The following is a 14,065-nucleotide window of genomic DNA, read 5'->3' as shown; positions in this document are numbered from 1 at the left end:
TCGTCAGGCAGACGATAGGGCATCGGGTTATTCCACCGCCCACTGCGGATTTTTTGCCACTCTGCTGCAATAGTTCTGGTAAATCGCCATCGCTAACAGCGAGAAGAAGACAGGGCCGCCAATCATCCACAATGTGCTGTCCCAGTCTCCGGCTTCAACCACAGGTTGAATGATGGTGAAGACGTTCGCAAATGTCACCACCAGTACGACAACCACTGTCGCAATCATTGCCGACATATGTGTTTTGAAAATCACAAACGGTCTGTCGAGATCCTGACGTGCTTTAAAGAACGGGAAAGCCAGTGCAAGGAACAGGTAAGGAAGCGTCATAGACACGTTCGCCATCAGCGTTAGCTTGTTAAAGAATGCCGATGCGGTGCCACCACCAAACGAAACCAGCAGGATGAAGACAGTAACCAACCCGCACTGCATCCACATGGCGATAGACGGCATGCCCATCGCATTCAGCCGCGTCATCGGTTCCGGCCACAACGCTTTCGGCGTCCCCTGGATGATAGCTTTCAACGGTGAATAGCAAAGCGTAAAGAACGCGCCAGTGTAAGCGAGGAACATCGAAAGCCCGGTAATACGCGCAAACCATACACCCAGCGACAATGACGCTTCAGGTGACAAATGCAGTGCGTTACCCAGCGTCAACCCGAGGCTCTTCATCAGCACATAGGTAATATTGCCAAGGTTAACGGAACCATTACTTAATACCTGCTGCCAGTTTGTGCTGACGCCCCATAAAAATATTGCCAGCGAATAACCGATTGAAATAACAATAGCGGCAAAAACAATACCTTTGGCAAAGTTCTTTTCTGGATTTTCCGTTTTATCGACCAGACCACCAACCGCTTCAATTCCGCCATAGGCAAAAATAGCAAATACCACAAACGATAGCATTGCCAGACCGGACTGATAACCTGGATTCGGTGATGTCAGGAAATTAATATCCTGCGCGAAATGCCCACCATTTAATAACAAAATAGTAATGCTTACTAACAGCAATACTAAATTAAGACACATTACTGCAATACCGCCCACCGCAGTAATACGGGCAATTTTATTAATCCCTTTTGAAGCAACGACGGTGACCAGAATCATCCATGCCACTGCCAGCAGACCAACCACCTGCGTAGGTTCCAGTCCGGCAATACGCCAGTGCTGGGTCATGTCGCTACCGTAGAGAAATGTTGAGAACGGTACCCAAACTTTCGCGGAGGTGCTCACCATCCAGATGATATAAGAGGAAAACCACATAAACGTACCAATGAAGGCAAAACGTGGTCCGACACTATTATTCATCCAGGAATAGATACCGCCTTCTTCTTTGCGATACGCAGCGCCCATTTCAGCCATCATTAAGGCGAATGGAATAAAGAATAACAATGCAGAAAATATATAAAAGGGAATCGCACTATAACCCATTAAGTAATAAGCCGATGGGCTATTGGCAAATCCAAATACAGAAGTAAAGATCATCAATATGAGCCCTATCAGACTCATCTTTTTTATCGTGTGAGGCATGAAACCATCCTTCATTTCAGCGCGTGTCTAAAACGCGCCCACTGAACTGCACTACCCTATCATTGAGTGGGCAGCGTAAAAACCAATACAGAATTGATACCTGGATGATATCAAATATCCAGTCTTAAATTGTGGCCTTTAGCGGAAAAATGAAAACATATGCTACAGAATGGCGCTCATCACGCCATTCTTCGCGGTTAATTCAGTAATTTTTCAGAATTATGCCCGGTCAACGCTAAAGGCGATGACTTCAGCCAGTGTCTCCGCACCCAGCGCCAACATCACCAGACGATCAACGCCTAATGCCACGCCGGAACAGTCAGGCATACCGACTTTCAAGGCTTCAATAAGATTCTCGTCAATGGGGTGCTGCGGCAAACCGCGCGCCGCGCGCTTACGGTTATCTTGTTCAAAACGTTGTTGCTGCTCACGGGCATCCGTCAATTCATGGAAACCATTCGCCAGCTCAATACCTTTATAATAAACCTCAAAGCGTTCAGCGACCCGATGATCTTCGGTACTGATTTGCGCCAGTGATGCCTGGCTGGCCGGAAAGTGGTACACAAAGGTCGGTTTTTCTTTGCCAATATTTGGCTCTACGCCAAAGGTAAACAGCAGTTGTAGCAGCGTGTCGCGGTCTTCTTCGGTATCGGCAACGTTGCTCAAATCCAGTTTCGCTGCCACTTCCCGCAGTTGCGTTTTGTCGGCAGAGAGCGGGTCAATTTCCAGATAACGCAAGAAAGCTTGTTGATAAGAAAGACTTTCTGCTGCCGGGCAGTCCAGCACCTGTTGCAAGAGATCGTCCACCTCGTTCATCAACCGGTACATATCATAGTGCGGTCGATACCACTCAAGCATAGTGAACTCAGGGTTGTGATAACGCCCCATCTCTTCATTACGGAAGCTGCGGCACAGCTGGAATACCGGCCCACAACCGGCAACCAGCAGGCGTTTCATGTGGTATTCCGGGCTGGTCATTAACCAGAGATTCATCCCCTGCGAATGCCCGGGGCCAACGAAACGCGTCTCAAACGGGACCAAATGAATATCGGTTACCGTCGCCTGGCTCATACAAGGCGTCTCCACCTCCAGCACTCCACGATCGGCAAAGAAACGACGGATCTCCGCCATAATCGCCGCGCGTTTTAATAAGTTAGGAATGGATGCGCTCGGCTGCCAGGATGCCGTTTCGCTCATAGTTAAATCTCCATTTTTTGACAAGGGCACGAAGTCTACTCGCAACGCGGCGGCAAGACAAATTTTACGCAGGTATCAATCAACGGTGGGCGGTGACTAAAAAAAGCACGATCTGATGGTTTAGTAATTAAATTAATCATCTTCAGTGATAATTTAGCCCTCTTGCGCACTAAAAAAATCGATCTCGTCAAATTTCAGACTTATCCATCAGACTATACTGTTGTACCTATAAAGGAGCAGTGGAATAGCGTTCGCAGACCGTAACTTTCAGGCACTTACCCTGAAGTACGGGGCTGTGGGATAAAAACAATCTGGAGGAATGTCGTGCAAACCTTTCAAGCCGATCTTGCCATTGTAGGCGCCGGTGGCGCGGGATTACGTGCTGCAATTGCTGCCGCGCAGGCAAATCCAAATGCAAAAATCGCACTAATCTCAAAAGTATACCCTATGCGTAGCCATACCGTTGCTGCAGAAGGGGGCTCCGCCGCTGTCGCGCAGGATCATGACAGCTTCGAATATCACTTTCACGATACAGTAGCGGGTGGCGACTGGTTGTGTGAGCAGGATGTCGTGGATTATTTCGTCCACCACTGCCCAACCGAAATGACCCAACTGGAACTGTGGGGATGCCCATGGAGCCGTCGCCCGGATGGTAGCGTCAACGTACGTCGCTTCGGCGGCATGAAAATCGAGCGTACCTGGTTCGCCGCCGATAAGACCGGCTTCCATATGCTGCACACGCTGTTCCAGACCTCTCTGCAATTCCCGCAGATCCAGCGTTTTGACGAACATTTCGTGCTGGATATTCTGGTTGATGATGGTCATGTTCGCGGCCTGGTAGCAATGAACATGATGGAAGGCACGCTGGTGCAGATCCGTGCTAACGCGGTCGTTATGGCTACCGGCGGTGCAGGTCGCGTTTATCGTTACAACACCAACGGCGGCATCGTTACCGGTGACGGTATGGGTATGGCGCTAAGCCACGGCGTTCCGCTGCGTGACATGGAATTCGTTCAATATCACCCAACTGGTCTGCCAGGTTCCGGTATCCTGATGACCGAAGGCTGCCGCGGTGAAGGCGGTATTCTGGTCAACAAAAATGGCTACCGTTATCTGCAAGATTACGGCATGGGTCCGGAAACTCCACTGGGCGAGCCGAAAAACAAATATATGGAACTGGGTCCACGCGACAAAGTTTCTCAGGCCTTCTGGCACGAATGGCGTAAAGGCAACACCATCTCCACACCGCGTGGCGATGTGGTTTATCTCGACCTGCGTCACCTCGGCGAGAAAAAACTGCATGAACGTCTGCCGTTCATCTGCGAACTGGCGAAAGCGTACGTTGGCGTCGATCCGGTTAAAGAACCGATTCCAGTACGTCCGACCGCACACTACACCATGGGCGGTATCGAAACCGATCAGAACTGTGAAACCCGCATTAAAGGTCTGTTCGCCGTGGGTGAATGTTCCTCTGTTGGTCTGCACGGCGCAAACCGTCTGGGCTCCAACTCCCTGGCGGAACTGGTGGTCTTCGGTCGTCTGGCCGGTGAACAAGCGACAGAACGTGCAGCAACTGCCGGTAATGGCAACGAAGCGGCAATTGAAGCGCAGGCAGCTGGCGTTGAACAACGTCTGAAAGATCTGGTTAACCAGGATGGCGGCGAAAACTGGGCGAAGATCCGCGACGAAATGGGCCTGGCAATGGAAGAAGGTTGCGGTATCTACCGTACGCCGGAACTGATGCAGAAAACCATCGACAAGCTGGCTGAGCTACAGGAACGCTTCAAGCGCGTGCGCATCACCGACACCTCCAGCGTGTTCAACACCGACCTGCTCTACACCATTGAACTGGGCCACGGTCTGAACGTTGCTGAATGTATGGCGCACTCTGCAATGGCACGTAAAGAGTCTCGCGGCGCGCACCAGCGCCTGGACGAAGGTTGCACCGAGCGTGACGACGTCAACTTCCTCAAACACACCCTCGCCTTCCGCGATGCTGATGGCACTACTCGCCTGGAGTACAGCGACGTGAAGATTACTACGCTGCCGCCAGCTAAACGCGTTTACGGTGGCGAAGCGGATGCAGCCGATAAGGCGGAAGCAGCCAATAAGAAGGAGAAGGCGAATGGCTGAGATGAAAAACCTGAAAATTGAGGTGGTGCGCTATAACCCGGAAGTCGATACCGCACCGCATAGCGCATTCTATGAAGTGCCTTATGACGCAACTACCTCATTACTGGATGCGCTGGGCTACATCAAAGACAACCTGGCACCGGACCTGAGCTACCGCTGGTCCTGCCGTATGGCGATTTGTGGTTCCTGCGGCATGATGGTTAACAACGTGCCGAAACTGGCATGTAAAACCTTCTTGCGTGACTACACCGACGGTATGAAGGTTGAAGCGTTAGCTAACTTCCCGATTGAACGCGATCTGGTGGTCGATATGACCCACTTCATCGAAAGTCTGGAAGCGATCAAACCGTACATCATCGGCAACTCCCGCACCGCGGATCAGGGTACTAACATCCAGACCCCGGCGCAGATGGCGAAGTATCACCAGTTCTCCGGTTGCATCAACTGTGGTCTGTGCTACGCCGCGTGCCCGCAGTTTGGCCTGAACCCAGAGTTCATCGGTCCGGCTGCCATTACGCTGGCGCATCGTTATAACGAAGATAGCCGCGATCACGGTAAGAAGGAGCGTATGGCGCAGTTGAACAGCCAGAACGGCGTATGGAGCTGTACTTTCGTGGGCTACTGCTCCGAAGTCTGCCCGAAACACGTCGATCCGGCTGCGGCCATTCAGCAGGGCAAAGTAGAAAGTTCGAAAGACTTTCTTATCGCGACCCTGAAACCACGCTAAGGAGTGCAACATGACGACTAAACGTAAACCGTATGTACGGCCAATGACGTCCACCTGGTGGAAAAAATTGCCGTTTTATCGCTTTTACATGCTGCGCGAAGGCACGGCAGTTCCGGCTGTGTGGTTCAGCATTGAACTGATTTTCGGGCTGTTTGCCTTGAAAAATGGCCCGGAAGCCTGGGCGGGATTCGTCGACTTTTTACAAAACCCGGTTATCGTGATCATTAACCTGATCACTCTGGCAGCAGCTCTGCTGCACACCAAAACCTGGTTTGAGCTGGCACCTAAAGCGGCCAATATCATTGTAAAAGACGAAAAAATGGGACCAGAGCCAATTATCAAAAGTCTCTGGGCGGTAACCGTGGTTGCCACCATCGTAATCCTGTTTGTTGCCCTGTACTGGTAAGGAGCCTGAGATGATTAATCCAAATCCAAAGCGTTCTGACGAACCGGTATTCTGGGGCCTCTTCGGGGCCGGTGGTATGTGGAGCGCCATCATTGCGCCGGTGATGATCCTGCTGGTGGGTATTCTGCTGCCGCTGGGGCTGTTTCCGGGTGATGCGCTGAGCTACGAGCGCGTTCTGGCGTTCGCGCAAAGCTTCATTGGTCGCGTATTCCTGTTCCTGATGATCGTTCTGCCACTGTGGTGTGGTTTACACCGTATGCACCACGCGATGCACGATCTGAAAATCCACGTACCTGCGGGCAAATGGGTTTTCTACGGTCTGGCTGCTATCCTGACAGTTGTCACACTGATTGGTGTCGTTACAATCTAACGCATCGCCAATGTAAATCCGGCCCGCCTATGGCGGGCCGTTTTGTATGGAAACCAGACCCTATGTTCAAAACGACGCTCTGCGCCTTATTAATTACCGCCTCTTGCTCCACATTTGCTGCCCCTCAACAAATCAACGATATTGTGCATCGCACAATTACCCCGCTTATAGAGCAACAAAAGATCCCCGGTATGGCGGTGGCGGTAATTTATCAGGGTAAACCTTATTACTTTACCTGGGGCTATGCGGACATCGCCAAAAAGCAGCCCGTCACACAGCAAACGTTGTTTGAGTTAGGTTCGGTCAGCAAAACATTTACGGGCGTGCTTGGTGGCGACGCTATTGCGCGAGGGGAAATCAACCTAAGCGATCCCGCGACAAAATACTGGCCTGAACTTACCGCTAAACAGTGGAATGGGATCACACTATTACATCTTGCGACCTACACCGCTGGCGGCCTGCCGTTACAGGTGCCGGATGATGTTAAATCCTCAAGCGACTTGCTGCGCTTCTATCAAAACTGGCAGCCTGAATGGGCTCGAGGAACACAACGTTTGTATGCCAACGCCAGTATCGGTTTGTTCGGCGCACTGGCTGTGAAGCCGTCTGGTTTAAGTTTTGAGCAGGCGATGCAAACTCGTGTCTTCCAGCCTCTCAAACTCAACCATACGTGGATTAATGTGCCGCCCGCAGAAGAAAAGCATTACGCCTGGGGATATCGCGAAGGTAAGGCAGTGCATGTTTCGCCAGGAGCATTAGACGCTGAAGCTTATGGTGTGAAGTCGACCATTGAAGATATGGCCCGCTGGGTGCAAAGCAATTTAAACCCCCGTGATATCAATGAGAAAACACTTCAACAAGGGATACAACTGGCACAATCTCGCTACTGGCAAACCGGCGATATGTATCAGGGCCTGGGCTGGGAAATGCTGGACTGGCCGGTAAATCCTGACATTATCATTAACGGCAGTGACAATAAAATTGCACTGGCAGCACGCCCCGTAAAAGCGATTACGCCCCCAACTCCTGCAGTACGCGCATCATGGGTACATAAAACGGGGGCGACCGGCGGATTTGGTAGCTATGTCGCGTTTATTCCAGAAAAAGAGCTGGGTATCGTGATGCTGGCTAACAAAAATTATCCCAATCCAGCGAGAGTTACCGCCGCCTGGCAGATTCTCAACGCTCTACAGTAAAATTTCATCGGGTCCGAATTTTCGGACATTTTTCTCCGCTTTTCCTTGCTGTCATCTACACTTAGAAAAAAACCAGTAAGGAAACATTTATGCGCCTGCTCCCTCTCGTTGCCGCAGCGACAGCTGCATTCCTGGTCGTTGCCTGCAGTTCTCCTACGCCGCCGCGTGGCGTGACAGTAGTGAATAATTTCGACGCCAAACGTTATCTCGGTACCTGGTATGAGATTGCCCGTTTTGATCACCGCTTTGAACGTGGACTGGAAAAAGTCACCGCAACATACAGTCTGCGGGATGATGGCGGCCTGAATGTCATTAATAAAGGCTATAATCCTGACAGAGAAATGTGGCAGCAGAGTGAAGGGAAAGCGTACTTTACCGGCGCACCAACTCGCGCTGCGCTGAAAGTGTCATTCTTTGGTCCTTTCTATGGCGGTTATAACGTTATTGCACTCGATCGGGAATACCGCCATGCGCTGGTTTGCGGCCCGGACCGCGACTACCTGTGGATACTCTCCCGCACGCCAACCATTTCTGACGAAGTGAAACAGGAAATGCTGGCAGTCGCGACCCGGGAAGGGTTTGATGTCAGTAAGTTTATTTGGGTACAGCAGCCCGGTAGTTAGTGAGTGCTGAGTTTCAGACCAATAATCCCCAATACGATTAACGCCAGGCTCGCCAGGCGCATCGGGTTAGCGGACTCACCGAGCAGCACAATACCGGTGATGGCCGCGCCGACTGCGCCAATACCCGTCCACACGGCATAAGCTGTCCCTACTGGTAACGATTTCATCGCCCAGGCAAGTAGCGCCATACTGACAATCATCGCCGTCACGGTAATAACACTTGGCGTCAAACGACTAAAGCCGTGGGTATATTTCAGGCCAACGGCCCATACCACTTCCAGCAGGCCAGCAATAACTAAGATAATCCAGGACATATCAGGCTCCGGAGAATTGGGGCCGTCCCCGGTGAAAAGAGGCGTTTGCAGGTCGTCCTGCAAAGCTGATGGTTGAACGGGTATTTTGCCAGGTGGCAGGGGAATTTCAACTATTACCTTAGTGACTATCGCAAAAAAACAAACGGCACGACACAGCTGTCGTACCGTTATTGCTTATTGCTGTGCTTTTGTTGCTGCACCAGAAATCGCGTTACCGCCATCAGAGATATCTTCACCAACGCCACGCGTGGTGTTGCAGGCAGTTAATACTGTTGAAAGCACCAGAACAGAAAAGATCGCTGCAATTGTCTTCTTCACCATAACGTCTTCCTTTTAGGTAATGTTATTTATGTTTGCCTATAGCAAATTAATAATAGACAACATCGCCAAAAATGATGGAAATCTGATGATTTTTCGGAAGAGAAGAAAAATTAGCTGGCAGCGCGGGAGATGGAGTTGCCGAGATGTTTGATATCTTCGCCGAAACCGCGAGCGGTGTTACAGCCCGTGAGCAGCGTGCTGGCAAGCAAAACAAGAACGATAAGGCGTTTCATCATCTCTGACCAGAATAAGTGATGGTGCAGCCAACAGGCCGCACCAAAACCGCATTACTTCACGCGAGAGACGTATTCACCAGAGCGGGTATCCACTTTGATGACTTCGCCGATCTGCACGAACAGCGGAACTTTAACCACAGCGCCAGTAGACAGGGTAGCCGGTTTGCCGCCAGTACCTGCGGTATCCCCTTTCAGGCCTGGATCGGTATCAACGATTTCCAGTTCAACAAAGTTCGGCGGAGTAACGGAGATCGGCTGACCATTCCACAGAGTTACGATACACTCTGCCTGATCCAGCAACCATTTAGCGTTGTCGCCAATTGCTTTTGCATCAGCAGACAGTTGCTCGAAAGTTTCGTTGTTCATGAAGTGCCAGAACTCACCGTCGTTGTACAGGTAAGTCAGGTTCATATCGACAACATCAGCGCCTTCAGCGGAATCAGTAGATTTGAAGGTTTTTTCTACGCGAGTACCGGTCAGCAGACGACGCAGTTTAACGCGAGCAAATGCCTGGCCTTTACCCGGTTTTACGAATTCACTCGCTTCAACCGCGTAAGGTTCGCCGTCTAACATGATTTTAAGACCAGCACGAAAATCGTTGCTATAGTACGTTGCCATAAGGCCCTCTGAAATTTGTTAATTGGTAGCTAAGCCACAAAATGGCGCATATTGTAACCCTAAATACCCCATCCAGAGAAGATTGGTTAACGCAACTTGCCGATGTTGTGACCGATCCTGATGAACTTCTGCGTCTTTTGAATATAGACGCGGACGAAAAACTGTTGGCCGGACGCAGCGCCAAAAAGCTGTTTGCCCTGCGTGTTCCCCGCTCATTTATCGATCGCATGGAGAAAGGCAATCCGGACGATCCACTTTTGCGTCAGGTACTTACCTCGCAAGATGAGTTTGTCGTCGCGCCCGGATTCTCCACCGACCCGCTGGAAGAACAGCACAGCGTAGTGCCTGGTTTGTTGCATAAATACCACAACCGGGCGCTATTGCTGGTCAAAGGCGGCTGTGCGGTAAATTGCCGTTATTGCTTTCGTCGCCATTTCCCGTATGCCGAAAATCAGGGCAACAAGCGAAACTGGCAGACGGCACTTGAGTATGTTGCAGCGCATCCGGAACTGGACGAGATGATTTTCTCCGGCGGCGATCCGCTGATGGCGAAAGATCACGAGCTGGACTGGTTGCTCACACAACTGGAAGCCATCCCGCATATCAAACGTCTGCGGATTCACAGCCGTCTGCCGATTGTGATCCCGGCACGCATCACAGATGCGCTGGTCGAACGCTTTTCACATTCTACGCTGCAAATCTTGCTGGTGAATCACATCAACCATGCCAATGAGGTAGATGAAACATTCCGCCAGGCGATGGCTAAGTTGCGCCGGGTAGGCGTTACTTTGCTGAACCAGAGCGTTCTGTTACGTGGTGTGAACGATAACGCACAAACGCTGGCAAACCTGAGTAATGCGTTGTTCGATGCGGGCGTGATGCCGTATTACCTGCATGTGCTCGATAAAGTACAGGGCGCGGCGCATTTTATGGTGAGTGATGACGAAGCACGGCAGATTATGCGTGAGCTGCTGACGCTGGTATCTGGATATATGGTGCCGAAACTGGCGCGCGAGATTGGCGGCGAACCCAGCAAAACGCCGCTGGATCTCCAGCTACCCCAGCAGTAACTGATTAAACAGGGAAGTTTAATCTTTGCACGTTGCATAACCTTTAATTATTCATATACATTGCTGTTATTACTTTTTATATAACCAACACCAATAATTAACCTTTCTTTTCTGTTTATATAGAGTGAGCACGGCTATTTATGTTATTTTAACAACTATTACTACCAAGCCCATTTATCTGGCTTATAAATTAAAATTAATTATTTAATTGAGAAATGGTTAGGGAGAACCTACATGGCCATAAGCATCAAGGGTGTTAATACCGGTGTTATTCGCAAGAGTAATAATTTCATTGCACTGGCGCTGAAAATTAAAGAGCCTCGCAATAAAGAATCGTTGTTCTTTCTGTCTGTCATGGAACTGCGCGACCTGCTGATTGCGCTGGAAAGCCGTCTGCATCAAAAGCATAAACTGGATGCTGCAGCACGCCTTCAGTATGAGCAAGCTCGCGATAAAGTCATTAAGAAAATGGCAGAAAATATCCCAGAAATTCTGGTTGATGAGCTTAAAAATGCCGATATTAATCGTCGAGTTAACACGCTGGAACTTACCGATAATCAGGGTGAAAATCTTACCTTCGTATTAACGCTACATGACGGTAGCAAATGTGAGTTAGTCATCAATGAGTTGCAGATTGAAATGCTGGCGCGAGCAATCATTCATGCAATTAATAATGCGGAAATGCGTGAACTGGCATTACGTATTACCTCACTGTTAGATTTCCTGCCGTTATACGACGTTGACTGCCAGGACAATGGCAATCTGGAATATGACACCTATTCCCAACCAGAATGGAAACATAACTTGTTCAACCATTATCTGGCAGTGCTTTATCGCTTTAAAGATGAAAATGGCAAAGAGCAATTTAGCGGCGCGGTGGTGAAAACGCGTGAAGCAACGCCGGGTAAAGAAGTGGAGGCGATCACTCGCCGAATGCTTGATTTCAGCCCTAGACTGAAAAAACTCGCGGGTGTGCCATGTCAGGTCTATGTTCGCACCGTAGCGGCAAATAACACCCAACCGCTAACCCAGGATCAATGCTTACGCGCGCTGCATCACTTACGTGTTCAGTCCATCAGCAAAAGTGCACCACAAGCGAAATAATCTCATCTTTGCTAATGCGAGGCTGGAGTCATCCAGCCTCTGAATCACATCAATTCGGGCACTTATATACCTGGCCGATAATCTGGCTATCCGTCGGGACAAAACTGGACAACATTCCCTGCGACGGGCTGCTGATACCATAAATCACGTTACCACCCATTGCCGCTGCCTGGTTGCGCAGATCGTTTGCCGCACCACGCATAGAACCGCCTTCTTCACCGTGTTGCCCGGAAAGCCAGTTACTTTGCTTACCTGTCGCAGTACCAATCAACTGGCACTCTGCGCCTGGCTGCTCGTCCACAATGCGTACACTCTGACCGGCAGCACTCAATTCGTTGCTGGAGCTACAACCCGCCATCAGTAGCGCGGCACCGACAATCCCTGCTAAGTATTTTACGTGCATGTTATTCCCCATAATCAATGAGCTGGACGCCACTCGCGTCGTCCGTGTCTGAATCTTATACTAGAAAGATGACCAAAAGAAAAACCCCCAGACATTTCTGCCCGGGGGTTTGTTTATTTCTGCGAGGTGCAGGGCAATTACATCATGCCGCCCATGCCACCCATGCCGCCCATACCGCCAGCAGCGCCTAAGTCAGCTGCATCGTTTTTCGGCAGGTCGGTAACCATGCACTCGGTGGTGATCATCAGGCCAGCCACAGAAGCCGCGTACTGCAGAGCAGAGCGGGTTACTTTGGTTGGGTCCAGGATACCCATGTCGATCATGTTGCCGTATTCTTCGGTTGCTGCGTTGTAACCGTAGTTGCCGTCGCCGCCTTTAACGGTGTTAGCAACAACAGACGGTTCTTCGCCGCAGTTCAGGACGATCTGACGCAGCGGAGCTTCCATTGCACGCAGTGCAACTTTGATACCTACGTTCTGGTCTTCGTTCTGACCACGCAGGTCTGCCAGTTTAGACGCTACGCGGATCAGCGCAACACCACCACCAGCAACCACGCCTTCTTCTACCGCAGCACGGGTCGCGTGCAGGGCGTCTTCAACGCGTGCTTTTTTCTCTTTCATTTCAACTTCGGTAGCAGCACCAACTTTGATAACTGCAACGCCGCCTGCCAGTTTCGCTACGCGCTCCTGCAGTTTTTCACGGTCGTAGTCAGAAGTTGCTTCTTCAATCTGCTGACGGATCTGAGCAACACGGCCCTGGATTGCAGCTTCTTCACCCACGCCATCGATGATAGTGGTGGTGTCTTTGTTGATCACAACACGTTTAGCCTGACCCAGGTCTTCCAGGGTTGCTTTTTCCAGCTCCATACCGATCTCTTCAGAGATCACGGTACCGCCAGTCAGGGTTGCGATATCCTGCAGCATAGCTTTACGACGATCGCCGAAGCCCGGAGCTTTAACCGCAGCAACTTTCACGATGCCACGCATGGTGTTAACAACCAGAGTTGCCAGCGCTTCGCCTTCTACATCTTCAGCGATGATCAGCAGCGGTTTGCCTGCTTTGGCAACAGCTTCCAGAACCGGCAGCATTTCGCGGATGTTGGAGATTTTCTTGTCAGCCAGCAGGATGAACGGGCTTTCCAGTTCTACTGCGCCAGTTTCCGGCTTGTTGATGAAGTAAGGTGACAGGTAGCCACGGTCGAACTGCATACCTTCAACCACGTCCAGTTCATCCTGCAGACCGGTACCGTCTTCAACGGTGATAACGCCTTCTTTACCGACTTTGTCCATCGCTTCAGCGATCAGTTTACCTACGGTTTCGTCGGAGTTAGCGGAGATGGTACCAACCTGAGCAATCGCTTTAGAGTCAGAGCACGGTACGGACAGGGCTTTCAGTTCTTCAACTGCAGCGGTAACGGCTTTGTCGATACCACGTTTCAGGTCCATCGGGTTCATGCCCGCAGCAACAGCTTTCAGGCCTTCAGTGATGATAGCCTGAGCCAGTACGGTTGCGGTGGTGGTACCGTCGCCTGCAGCGTCGTTCGCTTTAGAGGCAACTTCTTTCACCATCTGCGCACCCATGTTTTCGAACTTGTCTTCCAGTTCGATTTCACGAGCAACGGAAACACCATCTTTGGTGATGGTCGGTGCACCGAAAGATTTATCCAGAACTACGTTACGGCCTTTCGGACCGAGGGTAACTTTCACTGCATCTGCCAGTACGTTTACGCCGCGCAGCATTTTCACACGAGCGTCGTTACCGAATTTTACGTCTTTAGCTGCCATTATCTTTATTCCTTAAATTCGTATGTTCAGTGT

At 50.6% G+C, this 14,065-nt stretch carries 16 protein-coding genes; 8 read left to right on the top strand and 8 right to left on the bottom strand.

The annotated features are described in order from the left end of the window. Positions 1 to 27: 27 nt before the first annotated feature. On the bottom strand, positions 28 to 1,530 hold the full coding sequence (gene yjeM / locus QUE74_RS25610; RefSeq protein WP_024166232.1) for a glutamate/gamma-aminobutyrate family transporter YjeM: 1,503 nt from the start codon (positions 1,528 to 1,530) through the stop codon (positions 28 to 30). A 219-nt stretch (positions 1,531 to 1,749) separates the two neighbouring features. Beyond that, the gene (epmA, locus tag QUE74_RS25605) at positions 1,750 to 2,727 is read right to left on the bottom strand and encodes an elongation factor P--(R)-beta-lysine ligase (RefSeq protein ID WP_000004768.1); all 978 of its coding nucleotides are present in this window, start codon (positions 2,725 to 2,727) and stop codon (positions 1,750 to 1,752) included. 324 nt (positions 2,728 to 3,051) lie between these two features. Between epmA and frdA the strand changes: the two genes are divergently transcribed. From frdA to blc, 6 genes are all read left to right on the top strand, one after another. Next, the gene (gene frdA, locus QUE74_RS25600; RefSeq protein WP_001192973.1) at positions 3,052 to 4,860 is read left to right on the top strand and encodes a fumarate reductase (quinol) flavoprotein subunit; all 1,809 of its coding nucleotides are present in this window, start codon (positions 3,052 to 3,054) and stop codon (positions 4,858 to 4,860) included. Next, positions 4,853 to 5,587 carry a fumarate reductase iron-sulfur protein gene (gene frdB, locus QUE74_RS25595; RefSeq protein ID WP_000829498.1) on the top strand — a complete coding sequence of 245 codons (735 nt, stop codon included), beginning with the start codon at positions 4,853 to 4,855 and terminating at the stop codon, positions 5,585 to 5,587. Before frdA ends, frdB begins: the two co-directional genes overlap by 8 nt. Before the next feature lie 10 nt (positions 5,588 to 5,597). Continuing rightward, positions 5,598 to 5,993, top strand: coding sequence for a fumarate reductase subunit FrdC (gene frdC / locus QUE74_RS25590; protein WP_000208757.1), 396 nt, complete (start codon positions 5,598 to 5,600; stop codon positions 5,991 to 5,993). Between the two features lie 10 nt (positions 5,994 to 6,003). Next, entirely contained in the window at positions 6,004 to 6,363 is a 360-nt protein-coding gene (frdD, locus tag QUE74_RS25585; RefSeq protein WP_000609663.1) for a fumarate reductase subunit FrdD, read from the top strand. 62 nt (positions 6,364 to 6,425) lie between these two features. Next, on the top strand, positions 6,426 to 7,559 hold the full coding sequence (locus QUE74_RS25580) for a BlaEC family class C beta-lactamase (protein ID WP_001355093.1): 1,134 nt from the start codon (positions 6,426 to 6,428) through the stop codon (positions 7,557 to 7,559). 89 nt (positions 7,560 to 7,648) lie between these two features. After that, a complete protein-coding gene (gene blc, locus QUE74_RS25575; RefSeq protein ID WP_001238369.1) occupies positions 7,649 to 8,182 on the top strand; it encodes a lipocalin Blc in 534 nt (177 codons plus the stop codon). Here the strand turns inward: blc and sugE are convergent. From sugE to efp, 4 genes are all read right to left on the bottom strand, one after another. Continuing rightward, the gene (gene sugE, locus QUE74_RS25570; RefSeq protein WP_000118482.1) at positions 8,179 to 8,496 is read right to left on the bottom strand and encodes a quaternary ammonium compound efflux SMR transporter SugE; all 318 of its coding nucleotides are present in this window, start codon (positions 8,494 to 8,496) and stop codon (positions 8,179 to 8,181) included. The two genes, blc and sugE, sit on opposite strands and share 4 nt — an antisense overlap. Positions 8,497 to 8,670: 174 nt before the next feature. Continuing rightward, positions 8,671 to 8,817: a lipoprotein toxin entericidin B gene (ecnB, locus tag QUE74_RS25565; protein WP_000239596.1), complete on the bottom strand. Its 147-nt coding sequence runs from the start codon at positions 8,815 to 8,817 to the stop codon at positions 8,671 to 8,673. 110 nt (positions 8,818 to 8,927) lie between these two features. Beyond that, the gene (gene ecnA / locus QUE74_RS25560; protein WP_000977757.1) at positions 8,928 to 9,053 is read right to left on the bottom strand and encodes a lipoprotein antitoxin entericidin A; all 126 of its coding nucleotides are present in this window, start codon (positions 9,051 to 9,053) and stop codon (positions 8,928 to 8,930) included. Between the two features lie 51 nt (positions 9,054 to 9,104). Next, positions 9,105 to 9,671 (bottom strand): elongation factor P, encoded by a 567-nt coding sequence (gene efp, locus QUE74_RS25555; RefSeq protein WP_000257278.1) that lies wholly within the window; start codon positions 9,669 to 9,671, stop codon positions 9,105 to 9,107. Positions 9,672 to 9,712: 41 nt separating this feature from the next. Between efp and epmB the strand changes: the two genes are divergently transcribed. Both epmB and QUE74_RS25545 read left to right on the top strand, forming a co-directional pair. Further along, positions 9,713 to 10,741 carry an EF-P beta-lysylation protein EpmB gene (epmB, locus tag QUE74_RS25550; RefSeq protein ID WP_000940517.1) on the top strand — a complete coding sequence of 343 codons (1,029 nt, stop codon included), beginning with the start codon at positions 9,713 to 9,715 and terminating at the stop codon, positions 10,739 to 10,741. Positions 10,742 to 10,975: 234 nt separating this feature from the next. Next, the gene (locus QUE74_RS25545; RefSeq protein WP_001008024.1) at positions 10,976 to 11,845 is read left to right on the top strand and encodes a YjeJ family protein; all 870 of its coding nucleotides are present in this window, start codon (positions 10,976 to 10,978) and stop codon (positions 11,843 to 11,845) included. A 49-nt stretch (positions 11,846 to 11,894) separates the two neighbouring features. Here the strand turns inward: QUE74_RS25545 and QUE74_RS25540 are convergent, their stop codons facing one another. Then, positions 11,895 to 12,248: a DUF4156 domain-containing protein gene (locus QUE74_RS25540; protein WP_000558209.1), complete on the bottom strand. Its 354-nt coding sequence runs from the start codon at positions 12,246 to 12,248 to the stop codon at positions 11,895 to 11,897. A 137-nt stretch (positions 12,249 to 12,385) separates the two neighbouring features. Next, positions 12,386 to 14,032, bottom strand: a complete 1,647-nt coding sequence (gene groL / locus QUE74_RS25535) for a chaperonin GroEL (protein WP_000729117.1) — start codon at positions 14,030 to 14,032, stop codon at positions 12,386 to 12,388. Positions 14,033 to 14,065 lie beyond the last annotated feature (33 nt).

Origin of the sequence: Escherichia sp. 10290, assembly GCF_030295155.1 — a bacterium.
Classification (GTDB): domain Bacteria; phylum Pseudomonadota; class Gammaproteobacteria; order Enterobacterales; family Enterobacteriaceae; genus Escherichia; species Escherichia coli_F.
The sequence above is the reverse complement of the archived record's forward strand: the minus strand, read 5'-3'. Positions and strand labels throughout refer to the sequence as shown.

Excerpts from the sequence above, each read along its gene's own strand:
- yjeM (WP_024166232.1), bottom strand. The coding sequence starts at position 1,530 with ATGCCTCACACGATAAAAAAGATGAGTCTGATAGGGCTCATATTGATG.
- epmA (WP_000004768.1), bottom strand. The coding sequence starts at position 2,727 with ATGAGCGAAACGGCATCCTGGCAGCCGAGCGCATCCATTCCTAACTTA.
- frdB (WP_000829498.1), top strand. The coding sequence starts at position 4,853 with ATGGCTGAGATGAAAAACCTGAAAATTGAGGTGGTGCGCTATAACCCG.
- frdC (WP_000208757.1), top strand. The coding sequence starts at position 5,598 with ATGACGACTAAACGTAAACCGTATGTACGGCCAATGACGTCCACCTGG.
- frdD (WP_000609663.1), top strand. The coding sequence starts at position 6,004 with ATGATTAATCCAAATCCAAAGCGTTCTGACGAACCGGTATTCTGGGGC.
- QUE74_RS25580 (WP_001355093.1), top strand. The coding sequence starts at position 6,426 with ATGTTCAAAACGACGCTCTGCGCCTTATTAATTACCGCCTCTTGCTCC.
- blc (WP_001238369.1), top strand. The coding sequence starts at position 7,649 with ATGCGCCTGCTCCCTCTCGTTGCCGCAGCGACAGCTGCATTCCTGGTC.
- sugE (WP_000118482.1), bottom strand. The coding sequence starts at position 8,496 with ATGTCCTGGATTATCTTAGTTATTGCTGGCCTGCTGGAAGTGGTATGG.
- ecnB (WP_000239596.1), bottom strand. The coding sequence starts at position 8,817 with ATGGTGAAGAAGACAATTGCAGCGATCTTTTCTGTTCTGGTGCTTTCA.
- ecnA (WP_000977757.1), bottom strand. The coding sequence starts at position 9,053 with ATGATGAAACGCCTTATCGTTCTTGTTTTGCTTGCCAGCACGCTGCTC.
- efp (WP_000257278.1), bottom strand. The coding sequence starts at position 9,671 with ATGGCAACGTACTATAGCAACGATTTTCGTGCTGGTCTTAAAATCATG.
- epmB (WP_000940517.1), top strand. The coding sequence starts at position 9,713 with ATGGCGCATATTGTAACCCTAAATACCCCATCCAGAGAAGATTGGTTA.
- QUE74_RS25545 (WP_001008024.1), top strand. The coding sequence starts at position 10,976 with ATGGCCATAAGCATCAAGGGTGTTAATACCGGTGTTATTCGCAAGAGT.
- QUE74_RS25540 (WP_000558209.1), bottom strand. The coding sequence starts at position 12,248 with ATGCACGTAAAATACTTAGCAGGGATTGTCGGTGCCGCGCTACTGATG.
- groL (WP_000729117.1), bottom strand. The coding sequence starts at position 14,032 with ATGGCAGCTAAAGACGTAAAATTCGGTAACGACGCTCGTGTGAAAATG.